An 18,039-nucleotide genomic window follows, 5' to 3' on the forward strand; every position below is an offset into this window, starting at 1 on the left:
GTTTATTAATTGACTTTATGTTTAAGGCTTTATTAAGTTATGAAAAAATATTTACGATGTAAATAGTAATTCTAGATATTCTGATCGTATTTGGTTTTGTTGTATTTGCGCCGCGGAGAAAGTTCACAAGCTTTAAATAAAAACCATATTAAGATAGAGAAGGCTAAAATTCGCAAATAGCCCAAGACAGGCTCAAATTCTATTCCTAAAGGTCCAGGAACATAACTTGTGAGCATTATGATGCTTAAAGGAATGAATGATACCATTAATACGATTAAAATGATGGCAGCTTCTTTATGAACTCTACGAATAAGGAGTCCAACGCCACAAACAACAATAACAAAGCCTGCAATATTTACTATTTCGTAAGTTGAATTACTAATTGAGGAGAACATGTGCTCAAAAAATGAGGGAAACAGAATATGCATCGCTCCAATACTAATAAATCCAATTCCGTAAGCAAAACGCAATCGATCATTATTGCTGAATTTTCGCAGGTATTTACTCAGAAGTGTGGCAAACCAAACGAACAAGAATGAAATAAATATTACAAGTAAAAAAAGCATCGGCAGAGTGGTTGATGATACACATGGTTTTAATCAAGATACGAAATTGATGTTTTGCTTGCAAATTGCTTGCTTAAATCTTGATGATATAAAATGAAAAAAGGCCGCATTATTTAATGCAGCCTTTCAAGTAGCTTCTTAATTTGTTATTTTTTCATTCGAATGTAAACAACGCCATTTTTTGCTTTTTTTCCGTATTGGTCAATTGCATTTTGCCCTTTTAAAACATCAATACTTTCAATCTTGTTCGGATCTATTTTTTCTGCTTTTTTTGGAGATATTTTTTTGCCATCAACAATAAACAGAGGAGAATTTTTATCTGATCCAAATTTCATTCGTACAGATGATTGACTTTTATTATTTAATGCTTTACTGGTAATCAATACAACGCCATTTGCACCTTCTTTGCCATATTTATTAATAGCACTAGCATCTTTAAGCACGCTTATGCTCTCAATTGATTCCGGTGGAATATTTTCCATTGCCTCATTGCTGACTTTCTTACCATCTATAATTATTAGAGGTTGTTTTGTAGGATCTTCGGACAAAATTGAAGATTTAATTCTTATAGGACCCTTGTAACCAGTTCTAACATTGCCTTTTGACTTTCCATATCCAATTACAACAACAGAATCTGCTTTTAGCTTATTTGCTTCAGATTTGCTTGTAATTAAAATTACACCATTTGCACCACCTACTGTGCCATACAATGCTGTTGCAGTAGCATCTTTTAGAACATTTATTTTTGCAATCTCATTTGGTGGAATTTGATCCATGGTTTCGCGCGATATTGTTTTTCCATCAAGAACGATAAGAGGTTGTCCGTTTTTAGGTATAATATTTCTATACGAAGGAGCTACTCTGAAACCAGTTCGAACCGTACTTTTAGGCATAGGATAACCTACTTTAACATTACTCATAGGAGTTATAGAATCTATATGGTATCCAGTTCTAACATTACCCATTGGTGTCAATCCTAAATGAAAACGGTTTTGGATTATTTTCGAATCGCCGTAGCTAGGAGCTGTGCTTGAACGTTTTTGAATATTCTCTTCTAACTCTTTGCGATATTCATCAGAATTAATTCTCTTAATATGTTCTTGAATTTGCTTTTTACTTTCCTGAATACGTTGATTCATATTTTCTTTGAATTCAGCAGATTCAATTCTTTTAAGCTCACGTTTAATATTTTCCCTTTGTTCTTCGATTCTTTGTTTAAATTCTCCAGATTTAAATTCTGCTTGGTGTTTTTCTAGAGATTCTTTCGCTTTTTCTAGTTGTTTTTTTAGCTTATTTTGGAATTCTGTTGAATTCATTCGTTCAACGGATTCTTTTAATCTTGCTTTAATATTTTCTTTTTCCTTCTTGTTTAATTCAGAGCTCTTCTCAATTTCTTTTAATTGATTTTTAAGCTCTTTTTTTTGAAGTTCACGTTCCTTTTCAAATTCTTTTAAGTAGTTTTCATCAGAAAGTTCTTTCAGCTGCTCTTCAATTTCACTTTCCTGCTCCTTCATTTCATTTTGAAACTCTTCTGAGTTGAAATCCAGATGCTTTAAGCTTTCCTTAAGCTCCTTTTTCATTTTATCAAGGTCGAAATCAAATTTCATCTCTTGCATATCTTTTGCAGCAGATTTCATTTCTTCCATTTGCTCTCGAATAATTTCATCGGCTTTCATTTTTACCCACTTTTCTGATTTTACAGAATCTTTAGGGAATTCAAAATCATGTGAATCAATAGGAGAGACAGACATTGCTGTAACAGATGTTTCTGATTTTGTTTCTTTAACAGCATCAACTTCTTTTACAAGCTCCAATTCTTGAACTGCTTCAACTTCTTCTACTAGTTGCAGCTCATCATTCTTTTTTTGATTTTTCTTCTTCCTTTTGTCTTGTTCAGTAATGGTTGAATTTGCTTCAGGAGAGATTGCTTCTTGAAAGTTTTTTTGATCAAGAACATTGATTTTTGAGAATGTTTTTTGAATATTGGTATTGCCCGAAATTGCAAAATTCGAAATCAAGAATAAACCAACAAATAGGAGTGTAAAAACACCGCTAAGCATAAAACGTTCTCTTCTCGGACTAATTGTTACTTTAGGCCTGAGTATGCGTTTGATTCTACCCAATACTTTTCCCTTTTTACCGGAAAATCCTAAAACCATTTCGTACTGCTTTTTTCTGATAGCTTCCATATTATTTAATGCTTTAATTAGTGTTAAGGATTCACCACAAATCTTAACCGCCAGATCGTCACAAATGTGCTCTCTTTCGGCATTTACCACAGAAGATAGCCACCAAACAACAGGATGATAAAAAAATACGAGTTCAATAATTCCTTGAATGAATTGTAGCAAATAATCGTGTCGACGAATATGTGCTAATTCATGTGCTATGATAATTTCCAATTGATTTTCTGGGATTCCACTTAGCATGCTAACTGGCAGAAGTACAATTGGTTTAAAATATCCAATTACAGATGGGATTTCGAGAAATCCGGATTCTTTAAAAATGACTTTTTGTTTGAGCTGATATTTGTTTATAATTCGATCAGCAATTTCTTTATATTCAGACCTTAAGGGGAAAGTCAGATGTTTCTTTAATTTTTGTGTATTGATGTATTTTATTATCAAATTGATGGAGAGAAAAAGCATTCCAATAAGCCAGATGTTAACGAGGATTGGGAAGCTATTTTCAATTTGGGCATTTAAGTAAGTCCACAATTGAGATAAGTAGGATTCATTGAATTGAGTTAATCCCGAATAGTTTATCTGATCTGTTAAATCAGCTACAGTTGCACTTGTTTCTTTCGGAATGTAACGTAAAAATGTAATGGAAGATGCAAGGCAGATCAGGACAAGTCCAAGCCCTGATAATGCATATCTTACACGAGCATTATCTTTGGAAATAAATTTGAATAGCAACCAAATAATCCCACCTATAATAGCAGCTTGCCATAAGGAATGAAAAAGGGTCCAGCCAATGGTCTGACTCCAGTCGTACAAGTTTATATTAGTCATTGGTTTCTGGATTTTCAATGTTATTAATTAACTTTTTAATTTCATCTAGTTCTTTGCTCGAGCATTTTTGATTACCCAAAGCTTGCAGAACCATTCCAGAAGTAGAACCTCCAAATAGGGTAGAGATAAATTTATCGATTAAATGATTTTTAGTTTCTTTTTCTTCAATTACCGCTTGGTAAATATGTGTTCTTGATTTTTTATCACGCACAAGCATGCCTTTTTCAGTCATGATCTGCATCACTTTAAGAGTGGTTGTGTATCCAACGTTTCTTTCCGATTTTAACTGATCGTTTACAAATCGAACATTAGAAGGACCATAAGTCCATAGAACTTGTAAAATTTCTAATTCTGCTTCGGTTGGCTTAATCTTCTGTGACATATTTTTGTGGTGATATCCGTATTACGATTAATTTCGTAGGTAAATATATACGAAAGGTTTCGTAATACAAAATATTTAATACGAAGAATTTCGTAATTAATGTTAAAAATGAATTTTACATCTATCGCAATTAGATATAAATTGCTCAGGAATATTTCAATCTACTTTACTTAGCGCTTTTTTTTTCGTATTTTAAAGAGTACTCTGTATTTTCTTAAAAATAAGGGAGAAGTAAGAATCGAAAACAAAAACCCAATTGGTTATTCCAATTAAAGGTTGTAAAAAAAACCTTCTGTATGTAGATATTTTAAACCCTTAGACTTAAAATTATGCCTATTCGTAAATTAAAAGAGTATTTAGATGAGCGACAGATTAAATATGTCTTGATTCGGCATTCATCGGCTTACACTGCACAGGAAATAGCTGCTTCGGCTCATATACCAGGTAAAATGCTCGCAAAAACGGTAATGATAAAAGTTGATGGAAGAATGTGCATGGCTGTATTGCCAGCTTCCTATTTAATTGACTTTGATTTGTTAAAACAAATGCTTGGATGTAAAAAAGTAGAACTGGCGCATGAGCAAGAGTTCAAAGATATATTCCCACAATGTGAAGTAGGTGCAATGCCTCCATTTGGTAACTTATACAACTTGGAAGTGTATGTATCCGAGAGTTTAGTAGAAGATGATGATATCGTATTCAATGCAGGAACTCATACCGAATTAATAATGCTTTCGTATGATGATTTCCACAATTGCGTTGAACCAGTAGTATTGAAATTTACACATAAGACTTACGCATAACCTATTAAATTAAGATGAAACAAACTATTGATTCTATTCTTTTCGATTCTTACTTCTTTTTTTCTTTTTGATAGTTTTCAATAATACCTTCACATAACCAATCGGCAAGAGCTTGTCGATTGTCTGCTTTTGTAAAACGCAACTGATCCCTATAGTTATTTATATTGCCTAGCTCCACAAATACAGATGGTGGAGTAGTAGTTTGTAGCATGTACAATCTTCTTGTGCCCACTGTTCCAGTATATTCTCTATTTGGTTGGAAACGGGCGTATTTATCTTTCATTTTCTGCTGCAATGCATAGGCTAAACTTTTGCCTTTTTTACTTACCGAGTGATGATAAAAATAAACGTCGGTTCTGTTTTTTTTGCTTCGTGAATCAAGGTGAAGAACAATTAATCGTTGATAAGTTGATTTGGCTTCTTTTCGGGCTAAAATATTAATGGCAGCAGCTCTTTGTCTTAATCTTGGCGTGTGTTTTCTAGGAATTACCTGCGAAGGATAGCATCTTTCGTCCTTATCGGGTTTCAGGTAAGCAGCCTCACGAATTCCATCATTAGGGTCTTGAATAATGAAGTGAACCTTAGCTCCGTGCGAAATAAGCTCTCTTCCCATTCGTAAAACAATATCGTAGGCATATTCATCTTCTGTAATTTTATGACCAGAAATCTTACCTACGGCACCAGGATCTGGTCCACCATGGCCAGCTACAAGGTGAATAACAGCTCCACTCATGCTATTGTCAATTTGTTTCACACTTTCATGTTTGCTTCCCAAAATAGGAAACTTGTGCATGCTATAGCGCAGTGGTAATTTGTACTTTTTACCTGCAATTAGTTGACCATTTTTGGTGAAGCGACCTTTGTTTAAAGCTTTGAACTTGGCAAGGTCTTTAACTGGTGAAATATGGTTTCGCAAGAGAAAAGAATTAAATCCTTCTCCATTTTTTACAGTTCCCCATTCGTAATTTTGCTGTGCAATTGTTGTAATAGGAGAAAATAGTAATACTGCAAGTAGCAGGAAAATATATCGGTACATGTAAAGTGTTCATTTTTATGATTCAATAAAAATAATCAAATAGTTTAGAAAGATTGATTCCTTCGAATAGAATTCGCATTATTCTATATTGATTGATTTTGAATCTGCCGCGTAGGATGTGAATATTCCATATCCATTTGTTACGTTCGAATGAAGGTTAACTTTATTGTAAAAAGGTACATCCTCACGGTTATTAAATGTTATCAAGGAACGTTCGTATTTATAGTAGTCTTGAGTAATATGGTATAATGTGACGTGATATTCTGAAAAAAGTTGATTGATGTCAATTAGCTCATTATAAACATAGAACGAAATGCTAATTTCATTTCCATTGCGGTTTTCATCTGAAAAACTCCGACTTCCACGCAGAATATTCTGTTGCAAACCAATTGAATTAATGGATAAATTACCATTGAAAATAATGTCATCACTGTTGTATTCAATATCATTTAACTTGTTGTCTTGTTTGCCTTTTAGCAGAATCATATAATAATTTTCTTGCGAAGGATCATCTTGAAATACAATCGTAAAATCAAGTTGGTTTGCATTCTTTTTTTGATAATTTATTTGCTTAATCAATACTTTTTCGGGAACCTCCGTTTCGGCCGTACAAGTTTCAAAATTTGGATGTGAAATTTCTATTTGATATGTGTTGTTTGATTTTAAATAAGTATTCTCGAGTGTGTACCAACCATTTTCGTTATTGATCAGTTGTTTAAGTGCAGTATTGTTTTCTTTAATCTGCACCTTGGCATTTTCAACATTTATATTATTCGTATTTAAGATTGAGCTATTTGTAATGTGTACACGAAGTAAACTATCGCTGCCTAATAATGAATTGATTACGACTTTCGATTCTTCGTCTGGAATATCAAGAGAAAGATCACTTTCACAAGAAATTTGTGTTGAAAGTACAATGCACGTAAGAATCAGTAATATATATTTCATGAATTAGAGTCTTAAAATTTATAAGAATAGCTTACACTTGGCAAAAAAGAGAATAAACTTATCTTTTTTATGCTGTATTGTTTTGATCCTTGTTCGTTAACTTCTTCTTTGATGTAAGCGTAATTTGCATTTTGCCTGTTGTAAAGGTTATTTATACTGATGTTCCAAGTTCTAATCCCATGTTTCTTAAATTTTCTAAAATTGATTGAAAAATCCATTCTATGATATTCGGGTAATCTAATTCCATTTCTTTTCGAAAAGATAGGTGTGGAATTAATCGAGCCAGAATCGTAAGGGGATATGGAAGCAATATTGGTAGCAGATAAGGTTATAGGTAATCCACTTCCGTAAAACCAAGAAACTGAACAGTCTACTTTCTTACTTAGTTTTTGGTTGATGTTAATCGAAAAATCATGGCGTCGATCGTAAGGGGAAGCAAATGTTTTACCTCCATTAATTACAGGGTATTTTACAAATGATTTAGAAATTGTATAAGCTGCATTTCCTGTTGTACTTCCTCTTGTTTTGCTTAAATTAAATTCCAATCCACGACTCCAACCTTTTCCTGATTCAACAGCTTGTTCCCAGTTGGTATAAGTATTTTGAAAATAAGAATCATCGCTTAATTCGAGTATGTTACGTGATAATTTGGAGTAATATTCCGCAGAAAGCTTTACGGATTGAGAAAAAGAATAATTTGTGCCAGCAGTGTATTGAAAGGAATCAATTGGTTTTATTTTGCTGGTTACGGGTAACCACAAATCTGTTGGTAAACTAAGCGAACTTGTTCTTACCATATGAAGGTATTGCGTCATCTGAGAAAAACTGCCTGTAATTGACCATTTTGGTTTAAGAAAATATTGGGCACTTAATCTTGGTTCAATAGTAGAGTAATAGGTTCCTTCAACAATAAAACTGCTCCATCTTGCTCCCATATTTAAAAGGAACTTTTTACCAAATTGAATTTGTCCTTCACCATATAAAATCATTTCTTTTGATGTGATTACCTCATCAGTAGAAGTATTTTGTTCATTTTGATTGTTGTTTCGATAAAGTTCACTACCAGGCTTGGTATGATGCAAGGAGGCTTCCATCCCAAATTTAAGGTAGTGTTTAGCGTCTGGAATCCAATCAAATTCTGATTTAACAGAAAAATCGCGAATACCAGATTTAAAGCGGTAATTGTAGTTTTCAAGATAATCTTCATTCTCATCCCGTAAGGATTTCTTATCCTTTGCAATAAAAGTGTACCTGCTTAAAATTAAAGTGGTATTACCGAATAGATGATTGTTATATATGTGGTTCCATCTAAGTGAATTGGTGAAGTTTCCCCAGCCGATCTTATTTTCAGATTTTTCCTTATTGTCAGCAGTAAGTTGCTCTATATTTTTAGCTTTAAGTAGGTCTCCTCCCCAATAAGTGCTAAAAAATAATTTGTCGCGCTGAGAGAATTTATGCGTTAGTTTAAAATTCAAATCTCCAAAATAATAGCCAGCATTTACATCTGTATCAGATAATTCAAGAATTCCATTTAATAATAAATCTAGATAGGAACGACGTAGGGAAAGGTTAAACGTAGTTTTGTTCTTTTTGATTGGACCATGCAGATTGAATTTCGCGGTAAGCAATCCTATACTAAAATCACCACCTATTTTTTTTGAATTTCCATCTTTCATTCTGATGTCCAAAACCGAGGATGCCCTTCCTCCATAATGCGCTGGAAATCCACCTTTAATCATTTTCACATGCTTAATTGCATCAGGGTTAAAAACAGAAAACAATCCAAGTAAATGAGAGGAGTAGTAAACAGGTACATCATCTAACAAAATTAAATTTTGATCATGTGAGCCATTGCGCACAATAAACCCTCCTAATCCTTCATTTGAGGATTGAACCCCGGGAAATTGTATCAGGCTTTTAAAAAGGTCACTTTCTCCAAGTACACCCGAATTTTTCATTTGTTCTGAACTTAAAGAACTTGTACTCACAAACTGATGATTGATATTGTTGCCTTTTTTATTCGCAATTACCTTTATTTCGTTCAGAATCGTTCTTGGTTCTAACTCAATGTTGATACTTGTATCCTTAACTGGATTTATATTGATGGAGTAATCTTGGTAACCAACATATGAGATTTGTAATTTGTATGCTTTTTTACGGAGAGAGAAACTATAGAAACCAAAATTATTACTGATTGTCCCAGATCGATCCTCTAAATTAATAATACTTGCATTGATTAGAGATTCTCCCGTTGCAGCATCCGTTACAAAGCCACTAATGCTATATCTACGATCAGAAGGGGGAATGCCAACAAAAAATATTTTGTTGCCTTTTGAGACAATTTTGAAGGCTTTTTTATCGATGATCTCGTTCAAGAAATATTTAAGGCTTCCAGTTAATGCCGGCAGTTCGATATACTGCTTTGTATTCAATTCACTGGTGTAGCTAAATTCAATGTTCGTTTGCTTGCTAATTTCTTCTAGTAAAACATCTAATGGATAAGTTACATCCTCAAAAAAGAGCATTTTTGATAGCCTAGAATCCTGACATACGGCTGAAAAGGAGAAGAGTAAGGAAGAGATAAGGACTAGTGAAATTCTCATATTAGCGAACAGGTTCGGGATAAATTCAGAGTAAATTTAAGCAATGTACTCCTAAACAACAATAGGAAGCCCAAAGGCTTCCTTATTATTGTCTTGATATGCTAACTCCAGTTTTGGAGTTGTAAGTAAATGTATAGTTGAAAATTAATTTACTTTCTTAAAGATATAACGTGTGATGAAAATACCTTTCCCGTCACCTTTTCCGCTATCACTTTCAACAGCTGAAGTCACAAATGCTAGTTCCCAACCATCTGCGACTAATGTGTTGATTTTAGATGAGATTAAAGCATCATTAGAAGCGATATTCTGGAAATTGATACCTGCAATACTGTAAAAATTAAGCAATTTCGTTTCTGCAAATAAAGATACTTTCGCATCAGAACGTTTAACATCTTTTTGCTTGCTTTTTTTACCATCGGTTCTTTCTGTAGTAAAATTTTCTGCATCAATACCGCTTTTTTCTTCAACAATTCTAGAACGACCTAATCCCATAGGAACAATTGATTCAACTGATGTGATTACTTTGTATTGTACTGATTGTGCATTTGATTCAAAAACAAATGCAAGTGCGATAAACGCAATAAATAATAACTTTTTCATTCTTTTAATTTGTGTTATTGTAATAGGTTAATTATTCTTTTTTTGTACTTGTTCTAGTAGAGATAAATCTCTTTTCTATCTTTTAAAATGATGATTTTCTTTCCTCCAGCATATTCATCTTCTTCATCCAAACGATATTTTTTTTCTCTTTCGATATGAATTGTTGCATTTCCTGGATAGAGTCGTCTTAAATCCTCTGCCTCAAAATAAATATATCGATCGCCTCTGTGATGTGTGCTTTCCGAAATACTTCTTCCAGATTGTTCAATGCTTATGCTTAAACTTTCACTATTTTCAATAGGAGCGCCATCCCAATATATTTTTGCTGACGAACTAATGTCAATTTCATCTAAATCATGCGGAATTATTGTAAAGGCAATATCATCTGTATAAATGGTATTGAAGAAATCTTGATCCCAATTCTTATTGTAAAGAAAATCTACATCGGTAAACCCTCTACTTTTCCAATTATACTCATGAAATACTGGCCAATAATCGTGATGTCTTTCATTATTAAACCTGATATAAGCATCTTCCACCAGTTTGATATGAACACCAGAACTATTTCTTACTTTAAACTCGGCAGTTGCTGTTGTTTCGTTGTAATAATTGTCATACACCAGCTTGTACGATTGATAAACAGGTGTATCGTAAGCCAAATCATTAGAATTGACTTTTTCACAACTAATTAAACTAATGCTAACTAATATGGCGAATAGGTATGTAAATAATTGTCGTGTCATAAGTCTAAATTTTAATGTTAAAAGGCTATTCCAACGGTTAATCCAGCTCTAAGGGTAAATCCATCCCAATTGCCTGTGTCAAAATCATCTTCAACTCCTGATTTTACATCTAATTCAGCATTTGTATAGGCTGGGCCAAAAAACCATTCGAAACTTACTCTTTCTTTAAAAATATATTGCTGACCGATTATTAAACCAGCTCCAATACTTTGCAAATTGGCATTCGAATTATCATCACTTGTTAAATCGTAATTCAAATATCTGGCATAAGGGGCAACAAAAAATCCTTTTGGTGCTGCCGATTCCGATAAATAGAAACGATATTCAGGTGTAATTCCAAAGCCTCTTACTTTGGTGTCATCAACTTTCGCGCCAGAATATAAAAGCCCTAGTTGAAGACTGCTATTATCGTTCAGTTTTTGTTCAATAAAAAACGATCCTGTACGAACCAATGGACTTAGCAAATTTCCCTTTATTACAGTATTTTGTGCTTTTGTAAACGATATGCAGCCAAGCATCAGAAAAGCTATTAATACAATTCTATTTTTCATTTGTTCAATTTTAGATTTAGTTATTCTCATCTGAAATTATTAGATGATTTCCCTTTTGTGAGACGTGAACCTTAAGGCCAATTTTAAGTTCTTCAATTACCTTGTCGAGCTTTGCGTTGGTAAAGGTGTTGGTGTAAGTTAGCGTATCAATTTTAAGGCTCTTGTTGGTGATTTTTACACCATAGTGTTGCTCAAGATCTGCAAAAACTTTTTTCATTGGTGTTTCTTTAAATACAAGAACACCAGTTTTCCATGATTTGTAGTTGAACTCCTTGTTTACCGATTCGCTAAGCTCTTGCTTTTGAATGATTCCTTTTTCACCTTTGGTTAGATAAACCAATTCACCAGTATTCTGATTTTTAAGGCTAACCTTACCCGAGTTTACACTCACAATTGTTGTTCCATCTGTTCTGTTGTTAACATTAAAGCTGGTACCAAGCACTTCAATGATAGCATCTCCAGATTTGATTATAAATGGTTTGTTAGGATTACGCTTAACTTGAAAGTAAGCTTCTCCTTCCAACTCTACATTTCTGATTTTTGAATTGAAATATTTAGGATAAATTATTTTACTCTTTTTGTTTAGAAATACTTCTGTGCCATCCGCCAAAAGAATTTGTTCTTTTTGCATGATTGCATGACTCTGAGCATATTTTCCAAAGCCAGGCGTGGTTTGATATAAATAAACCAAGCTAAGAGAAATTAATACCAGAACTGTTGCTGCGTATCGCATGACCAGTTTTGTAGTGTTTAACTTTCTACTTTTTCCTGATTTAGCTTTAATCATTTTCCAATCAGCTGCTTCATCAATTCTTTGAAATACTTCAATCTCTTTACTCGATTTCCATATTTTTAGCATCTTTTGAAAAATCTCTTCATTCTCAGGAGTAGCGTCAATCCAATTCTGGAAATTTAGCTTATCCTGACCTGTCGCTCTCTCTTCTAGTATTGCTACTAAAAGCTGTTCGTCGATATGTTGATTGTTGTTCTTCATTTTGCTGTTTCTAATAGTAAGACAAGTAAGTTTGCCATCACACGTATTCTAATTTGAAAAAAAATGCAAAAAAATTATTTCAAGGCATTTAAAAGGAAGATGATTAGAAGTTTTGCCATTGATGGGCCAATTTTAACTCGTAAGGTTTTTAGCGCTTTTGAGATTTGCGTTTCCACAGTTCTCTTCGAAATACCTAACTGATCAGCTATTTCCTGGTTGGTAAAACCATCAAAGCGATTTAGTTTGAAGATGCGTTGGCATTGTTCTGGCAGTTCATCTATCGCTTTAAAAATTTCATGTTCTAGTTCTGTTTGCTCAAGAATTTTATCTGCTTGCATGCTTACGCCTGAACTCAAATATTTAATGTTCTCGTGATGTGTTGCATGATTTTTCCGCTGCTTAATGGTATTTAAGCAAGAATTGCGAACAGAAGTAAACAGATGTGCTTTAGCCGATGTGTGAATCTTAATTGAATCTTTATTATCGAAGAGTTTTACAAAAACATCTTGAACAATTTCTCTTGAATCATCCAAATCTGTGAGGAATTTGTTTGCATAGGCGGTTAAAATAGAATAGTGCTCTTTAAAAAGTGCTTCTATATTTGCTTCTGTTAGCTTTTCGTATGAATGGTTTTGTAATGTGTGTTCCATTTATTCAGTAAAGAGTAGATTATGCATAATATAAAAAGGGAATTTAGCCTCTTTCTAATCAAAAGACAATTAAATGGCTTATAACACGTATGTGAAATCGAAAAAAAATGAAATTTTATTTGAATGGATGCTTAATGCGCCTTGTGGTTTTAGTATTTAGTCAATATTAGCGCTTGTTTATTAAGTGTTAACACTAAAAAAAACCAAAGCGGATATGCTTTGGTTTCTTTTTATATGTTGTTTCTACTATGCTTAATAATTATGCTTTCCCAATATTCTTTTGATTTACTCGAATGATCCAATTAGATAAAGCTTTTGCATTTGTTAATAGGATATAGCCTAAGATATACTGTAATAGGGTAGCAACTGAAAAAGCAATAGATGGATTACTTTGCGGATGAATACTGGTAAACTGACTTACTATTTGAGTAATGCTAGATACAAAACTAGAGAATTTGAAAATTAGAATAATTAAACCCAAAATCATTAATGAAATTTCTAATACTTTGCTGTAATTCAAATCAAAAGAAAGATTAATGTCAAAATCATTTTTACAGATTTTACGAGCAATTTTAGTGGATTTAAAAATCAACAAATATCCAATAACGAATACCAATAGGCTAAATCCTATTAATATTCCAAGCCCTGTGTAATTTGTATTATTAGCTTCTACAGTTGCCATAAGTCGCAAGTAATGGAAATTTTGCAAATATAAAATTGCTGAAGCAATAATGTAGAATCCAAATATTTTAAGAGCTAAGTCAATAATGTCAGATTTTTTCATTTTTAGATTGTTTAGGGTTATTGAATAATTAAAATTAAACAAATAGTTTAACTATGAAGAAATCTATGTTAAAAGAATGTTTCTATATTATGACTTCTTTCGTTTTGCATTGAGTTAAATTTATTTGCATAAAAAAGGCCTTGCAATAATGCAAAGCCTTAAGATCAGAAATATGGTTTCTGTATGTTTTAGGTAAGGTAAATAGCAATTGAAACACCAATAAAGGTTCCTATGATATAACCTAATATGCCAACCAGAATTGCAGGAGTTACTAATTTCTTTTGTCCCATAGAGGCAGCCATTGGTGCTGCAACCGAAGGGCCCATAATATTCGCAGCTGAAGAAATAACTACTTCGTAAACATCTAATTTAAAGAGTTTTGCTAAGGCCATCATAAATAAGAAATGGAAGATCATAATCGTTAAGTAAAAGCCTAATACTGCTGGGCCTATACTAAAAATTTGTGTCATGTTAGTAGCGGCACCAATTACAGCTAAAAAGATGTACATCATCCACAAGCCAAGTGAGAATGCGGTATCTTCCAAAGGTTTTAATCTCTTTGGGAACAGGTTCGCAGCAAGCACCGCTAAAACGGTAATTACGAGTATACTTAAGTTTAGTTTTGTGTGCAATAGACTTTGAAGGTATGGAGCTAAAAGGTTCCCCAATCCAGCTATAAGTGCAGCAATAAATACTGAAACAGCTATTCGTTCTAAAGTCATCGGAAATTTAGCTTTTTCTATTGCTTTAGTGTCTTCAACTTGATTCTCTTTTTTAGGTTTTACAAAGAATCGAGCTAAAAACATTAAAGATGGCGTTAGGAACAAGAAGAGTGTATAAAGGTTCGAAACCAAATTGTCGACAGCAATAGTTGCTGTAAACATAGGGTTGGTACTGAAATTTAAACTCTCTGCTGCAGCAATAAAGTTGACACTACCACCAATTAGCGTTGCAGCAATAACGCCTGCTGTATTTCCGGCATCTTCGCCTAAATCGATTAACGAAAAAGCAAGAAAACAGCCTAATACAATTCCAATTGCTCCTATGGTGTAGGCCAGAAGTAGCTTACCACTTTCCTTTACAATTTTCAGCAGATTGGAGCTAAACAAAAGCATCGGGATTGAGATAGGAATGAAGTAAGTAAACACCATATCGTAGACCTCAACTTTTACGTTGGGATTAGAAGCTACAGGAAGAACGCCCAACATGGCTAATATAGACATGGATATCATGGTAACAAGAATACCCGATAGTTTTCCAAACCATTTTTTTTGTTCAGAATAGATACCAAAAGCTGCAGCACCTGCTACCACGAAGAACAAAACCAAATTGTTTTCGGGAGAGATTAGTGATTGCATAGGTGTTTGTTTAGATTATGAGAAACGAATATATTTCGATTTTTGCCGAAAAGCAAAGAAGCAGTAATAAAAATGAGATGTTAAAAAAAGAACCTCAAATTCGTGTGATTTTGAGGTTCTTTCTGAGCTATTATTTTTTCTTCTTCTTTGGTTTCTTAACCGCCTTCTTTTTAGCGTTTTTCTTTTTTGGAGTTTGCATGAAGTCTTCTGCTTCATCCATCAGTTCTTTCAAGCTTTTAGAATAATCTTCCGAGAAATCAATGGTGGCAGTATATTCTCCCTTAGAGATATCCATTACTTGAATTTCTGTTCCTGTATATTCTTGTATATCTGTTAGTAAATTTTGTTCTTCTTCAGGACAGCAAAATGAAATCGCCAACCCTTTTTGAACTCCACGACCAGTTCTACCTACACGGTGAACGTAATTTTCTGCCACATCTGGCATATCGTAGTTTACCACATAATCTACATTTGCGATATCGATACCACGTGCACTTACATCTGTTGCAATTAAAACTTTAACTTTACCTGATTTGAAAGCCTCTAGAGCAAGCAAACGATCATCTTGGTTACGATCTCCATGAATCGTTTGGCTGATAATATCAACCCGTTCCATAGCTTTATGAACTCTTTCAGCTCTAATTTTTGTACGTACAAAAACAAGAATCTTACTGTCGATATGCTCTTTTATTAAGCGCTCTAAAAAGAAGCGTTTATCATCCATACTAACAAAAGCAACTCCATGTTCTACATTCTTTGAAACAGGATCTTTTGGAGAAATTTGGATGCGAATAGCACTTCTAACAAGCGAATAGGCAAGTTTTTTAATTTTAGGAGTGATCGTAGCCGAAAAAAACAAGGTTTGACGTTTCTTAGGAAGATATCGTATTAAATCTTGAATGTCTTTAATAAAACCTAAATCCAACATGTGATCGGCTTCATCGAGAACTAAAGTTTCAACTTTGTCCAAATAAATATGACCTTGACTAACTAAATCGAACATTCTTCCAGGTGTGGTAATAAGAATATCAATGCCGTCTTCCAAACTTGCAATCTGAGGAGCTTGTTCTACGCCGCCAAAAACACAAAAACTTGTCACCTTTGTATGTTTGCCAAGTTCTTGAAAAACTTCTGTAATTTGAATGGCAAGCTCACGAGTAGGCACCATAACAACGCATTTGATCTCTTCGCTGCGTCTACTTTTTTTGCTTTTATGCAATTTGTCTATAATAGGAATTGCAAAAGCAGCTGTTTTTCCGGTACCAGTTTGGGCAATAGCCAGCACATCTTCACCTCTTACAATTGGAGGTATAGCTTTGTATTGAATATCGGTAGGTCTGTTAAAACCTAAACCTTCTAAATTCTTCTTGATATCTGGGGAAAAACTATATTGACTAAATTTCATTTTTTGTATTCAGATGATTTATCGCACAAAGATAGGTCTAAAATATGATTTTGTGGAATGCTTTACAATCTTGATGAGTATCCTTTTTCGATTTAGGACGTTTTTATTTTATTTTTCGCCTTTATTTCTACCCAATATCGGAAATATCCATAACCACCAAGAATAATTGTACCTATAAATGTTAATCCATTTGAAAGAATTCCAAAACTAATGCCAGCATTTGGGTCCAATTGATAGGCTAAAAATAATTGAAGTAGAAAAAAATGAGTTGTACCTATTCCTCCTGGACTTGGAAGTGCCCAACCAATGCCGCCAATGAATAAAATTATCAAGGCAAAGCCAATTGAATAACTTGAAGTTTCAGGCAAGCAAAGTAAATAGATGTAGTTTAGAAGGACCAAGAATATCCAAATCAGAAGTGTTAAGATTATAAATTGGATTCTTTTTTTTAGAAGTAATCCTTGTTTTAAGGACAAAAACATACTTTGTAAAAACTCAATAGGCTTTTTCACGATACGCCTTTCAGATTTCTTTAATCTGCGTAAGCTAATTAAGAATAAAAGAAGAAGAACTACAAAGGCAATCGGAAATACATATAAATATCGGTAGCCGTAAATGTGAGAAATTCCACCAATTGTAGAATCTATTATGACTTGTAGGCGATCTAATTCAATCCAAAAAATGGTAAATACACCTAAGCCAAGAATTAACAAATCGTAGGCTCTTTCCGCCATCATACTTCCCATGGAAACTGCAACAGGTACTTTTGTCGTTTTTTGAAGTGATGTACAACGAATAATTTCGCCGAATTTTGGAGTGAAACTGTTTACAAAGTAGCCTATTAAGATCGAGGTTAAAACTTTATCTGATTTTGGTGTTTCTCCAGACTCTTCGATTAATAATTTCCAACGTAGAGCTCTTAAATAGAAAACGATAAATAAACATACGAAGCTAAGTAAGATGAAAAAATAATCGGCATTCGCTAGACTTTCCCATACAGGTCCCATTGGTTTTTCACGCAATGTGAGAAACAGAAATACAGAACCAATTATAAGTCCAAGTGAATTTTGTACTATGCTTTTTATTTTACTCCCCATTTACTTTAGTTCGATTTTAAATGAATTTACAAAGAACTACAAAAATAGAAAGACTTTTAGAATGGCCTCTTTTTTCGGTCAAAATTGTTATCTCTTTTTTATTGTATGATAAGCTTCCAAGAGCCAATTTCGTAATTGTTGGTCAAAATCTGCTATTTCTGCAATTGCAATACGATGAAGAACTCTATTTTTTGATATCCTTTTGCAAATATAAATAGGGAATTGATCTTCTTCTCTTGTTAATTGAAATTCTAGATCCAATCTGTCTTTTTTAGGGTAAACAGATAAAAATGTAGCACCAATCTTAAATTGAATACAAGTTTTGAGGTAGATGATTTCAATTCCATCGAAAGATTGAAGATGGGAGAGAAGCGATTCATATAAAGCTTCAATTTCCGAATTCATTTTGTTCAAATGAGTTTCTTTATCAGTAATAAAACAAGAATGATATTGATTTGGACCTGATAGGACTCTTTTGCACGTAGGACAAGTGTAGGGCATAAAA

17 protein-coding genes are annotated in these 18,039 nt (G+C 33.4%); 1 reads left to right on the forward strand and 16 read right to left on the reverse strand.

Going from position 1 to position 18,039, the window contains the following annotated elements; all coding sequences use genetic code 11:
* Nucleotides 1-71 precede the first annotated feature (71 nt).
* From L3049_RS00090 to L3049_RS00100, 3 genes are all read right to left on the reverse strand, one after another.
* A complete protein-coding gene (locus L3049_RS00090; RefSeq protein WP_275107726.1) occupies nt 72-566 on the reverse strand; it encodes a hypothetical protein in 495 nt (164 codons plus the stop codon).
* 146 nt (nt 567-712) lie between these two features.
* Nucleotides 713-3,580 (reverse strand): M56 family metallopeptidase, encoded by a 2,868-nt coding sequence (locus L3049_RS00095; protein WP_275107727.1) that lies wholly within the window; start codon nt 3,578-3,580, stop codon nt 713-715.
* On the reverse strand, nt 3,573-3,962 hold the full coding sequence (locus L3049_RS00100) for a BlaI/MecI/CopY family transcriptional regulator (RefSeq protein WP_275107728.1): 390 nt from the start codon (nt 3,960-3,962) through the stop codon (nt 3,573-3,575). Before L3049_RS00100 ends, L3049_RS00095 begins: the two co-directional genes overlap by 8 nt.
* Nucleotides 3,963-4,291: 329 nt before the next feature.
* On the opposite strand from L3049_RS00100, the gene L3049_RS00105 reads away from it, so the two are divergent.
* Nucleotides 4,292-4,765: an aminoacyl-tRNA deacylase gene (locus L3049_RS00105; RefSeq protein WP_275107729.1), complete on the forward strand. Its 474-nt coding sequence runs from the start codon at nt 4,292-4,294 to the stop codon at nt 4,763-4,765.
* Between the two features lie 49 nt (nt 4,766-4,814).
* On the opposite strand, the gene L3049_RS00110 is transcribed toward L3049_RS00105, so the two are convergent.
* The 13 genes from L3049_RS00110 to L3049_RS00170 form a co-directional block, all read right to left on the reverse strand.
* The gene (locus tag L3049_RS00110; RefSeq protein WP_275107730.1) at nt 4,815-5,801 is read right to left on the reverse strand and encodes an N-acetylmuramoyl-L-alanine amidase family protein; all 987 of its coding nucleotides are present in this window, start codon (nt 5,799-5,801) and stop codon (nt 4,815-4,817) included.
* Nucleotides 5,802-5,879: 78 nt separating this feature from the next.
* On the reverse strand, nt 5,880-6,749 hold the full coding sequence (locus tag L3049_RS00115; protein WP_275107731.1) for a DUF4249 domain-containing protein: 870 nt from the start codon (nt 6,747-6,749) through the stop codon (nt 5,880-5,882).
* Nucleotides 6,750-6,760: 11 nt separating this feature from the next.
* The gene (locus tag L3049_RS00120; protein WP_275107732.1) at nt 6,761-9,352 is read right to left on the reverse strand and encodes a TonB-dependent receptor; all 2,592 of its coding nucleotides are present in this window, start codon (nt 9,350-9,352) and stop codon (nt 6,761-6,763) included.
* 144 nt (nt 9,353-9,496) lie between these two features.
* Nucleotides 9,497-9,952 carry a hypothetical protein gene (locus L3049_RS00125; protein ID WP_275107733.1) on the reverse strand — a complete coding sequence of 152 codons (456 nt, stop codon included), beginning with the start codon at nt 9,950-9,952 and terminating at the stop codon, nt 9,497-9,499.
* Between the two features lie 53 nt (nt 9,953-10,005).
* Nucleotides 10,006-10,695: a hypothetical protein gene (locus tag L3049_RS00130; RefSeq protein WP_275107734.1), complete on the reverse strand. Its 690-nt coding sequence runs from the start codon at nt 10,693-10,695 to the stop codon at nt 10,006-10,008.
* A 17-nt stretch (nt 10,696-10,712) separates the two neighbouring features.
* Nucleotides 10,713-11,246, reverse strand: a complete 534-nt coding sequence (locus L3049_RS00135) for a DUF3575 domain-containing protein (RefSeq protein WP_275107735.1) — start codon at nt 11,244-11,246, stop codon at nt 10,713-10,715.
* 16 nt (nt 11,247-11,262) lie between these two features.
* Nucleotides 11,263-12,240, reverse strand: coding sequence for a FecR family protein (locus L3049_RS00140; RefSeq protein WP_275107736.1), 978 nt, complete (start codon nt 12,238-12,240; stop codon nt 11,263-11,265).
* Nucleotides 12,241-12,314: 74 nt separating this feature from the next.
* Nucleotides 12,315-12,890 carry an RNA polymerase sigma-70 factor gene (locus tag L3049_RS00145; RefSeq protein WP_275107737.1) on the reverse strand — a complete coding sequence of 192 codons (576 nt, stop codon included), beginning with the start codon at nt 12,888-12,890 and terminating at the stop codon, nt 12,315-12,317.
* 259 nt (nt 12,891-13,149) lie between these two features.
* Nucleotides 13,150-13,674 carry a hypothetical protein gene (locus L3049_RS00150; RefSeq protein ID WP_275107738.1) on the reverse strand — a complete coding sequence of 175 codons (525 nt, stop codon included), beginning with the start codon at nt 13,672-13,674 and terminating at the stop codon, nt 13,150-13,152.
* A gap of 188 nt (nt 13,675-13,862) precedes the next feature.
* A complete protein-coding gene (locus tag L3049_RS00155) occupies nt 13,863-15,032 on the reverse strand; it encodes a DUF819 family protein (protein WP_275107739.1) in 1,170 nt (389 codons plus the stop codon).
* 130 nt (nt 15,033-15,162) lie between these two features.
* Nucleotides 15,163-16,437, reverse strand: a complete 1,275-nt coding sequence (locus L3049_RS00160) for a DEAD/DEAH box helicase (RefSeq protein WP_275107740.1) — start codon at nt 16,435-16,437, stop codon at nt 15,163-15,165.
* Between the two features lie 92 nt (nt 16,438-16,529).
* Nucleotides 16,530-17,534, reverse strand: a complete 1,005-nt coding sequence (locus L3049_RS00165) for a lysylphosphatidylglycerol synthase transmembrane domain-containing protein (RefSeq protein ID WP_275107741.1) — start codon at nt 17,532-17,534, stop codon at nt 16,530-16,532.
* An 87-nt stretch (nt 17,535-17,621) separates the two neighbouring features.
* A complete protein-coding gene (locus L3049_RS00170; protein WP_275107742.1) occupies nt 17,622-18,035 on the reverse strand; it encodes a DUF5655 domain-containing protein in 414 nt (137 codons plus the stop codon).
* Nucleotides 18,036-18,039 lie beyond the last annotated feature (4 nt).

It is taken from the genome of Labilibaculum sp. DW002 (assembly GCF_029029525.1).
Taxonomy (GTDB): Bacteria; Bacteroidota; Bacteroidia; order Bacteroidales; family Marinifilaceae; genus Paralabilibaculum; species Paralabilibaculum antarcticum.

Coding starts and splice junctions, on each gene's coding strand:
- L3049_RS00090 (WP_275107726.1), bottom strand. CDS start 566: ATGCTTTTTTTACTTGTAATATTTATTTCATTCTTGTTCGTTTGGTTT.
- L3049_RS00095 (WP_275107727.1), bottom strand. CDS start 3,580: ATGACTAATATAAACTTGTACGACTGGAGTCAGACCATTGGCTGGACC.
- L3049_RS00100 (WP_275107728.1), bottom strand. CDS start 3,962: ATGTCACAGAAGATTAAGCCAACCGAAGCAGAATTAGAAATTTTACAA.
- L3049_RS00105 (WP_275107729.1), top strand. CDS start 4,292: ATGCCTATTCGTAAATTAAAAGAGTATTTAGATGAGCGACAGATTAAA.
- L3049_RS00110 (WP_275107730.1), bottom strand. CDS start 5,801: ATGTACCGATATATTTTCCTGCTACTTGCAGTATTACTATTTTCTCCT.
- L3049_RS00115 (WP_275107731.1), bottom strand. CDS start 6,749: ATGAAATATATATTACTGATTCTTACGTGCATTGTACTTTCAACACAA.
- L3049_RS00120 (WP_275107732.1), bottom strand. CDS start 9,352: ATGAGAATTTCACTAGTCCTTATCTCTTCCTTACTCTTCTCCTTTTCA.
- L3049_RS00125 (WP_275107733.1), bottom strand. CDS start 9,952: ATGAAAAAGTTATTATTTATTGCGTTTATCGCACTTGCATTTGTTTTT.
- L3049_RS00130 (WP_275107734.1), bottom strand. CDS start 10,695: ATGACACGACAATTATTTACATACCTATTCGCCATATTAGTTAGCATT.
- L3049_RS00135 (WP_275107735.1), bottom strand. CDS start 11,246: ATGAAAAATAGAATTGTATTAATAGCTTTTCTGATGCTTGGCTGCATA.
- L3049_RS00140 (WP_275107736.1), bottom strand. CDS start 12,240: ATGAAGAACAACAATCAACATATCGACGAACAGCTTTTAGTAGCAATA.
- L3049_RS00145 (WP_275107737.1), bottom strand. CDS start 12,890: ATGGAACACACATTACAAAACCATTCATACGAAAAGCTAACAGAAGCA.
- L3049_RS00150 (WP_275107738.1), bottom strand. CDS start 13,674: ATGAAAAAATCTGACATTATTGACTTAGCTCTTAAAATATTTGGATTC.
- L3049_RS00155 (WP_275107739.1), bottom strand. CDS start 15,032: ATGCAATCACTAATCTCTCCCGAAAACAATTTGGTTTTGTTCTTCGTG.
- L3049_RS00160 (WP_275107740.1), bottom strand. CDS start 16,437: ATGAAATTTAGTCAATATAGTTTTTCCCCAGATATCAAGAAGAATTTA.
- L3049_RS00165 (WP_275107741.1), bottom strand. CDS start 17,534: ATGGGGAGTAAAATAAAAAGCATAGTACAAAATTCACTTGGACTTATA.
- L3049_RS00170 (WP_275107742.1), bottom strand. CDS start 18,035: ATGCCCTACACTTGTCCTACGTGCAAAAGAGTCCTATCAGGTCCAAAT.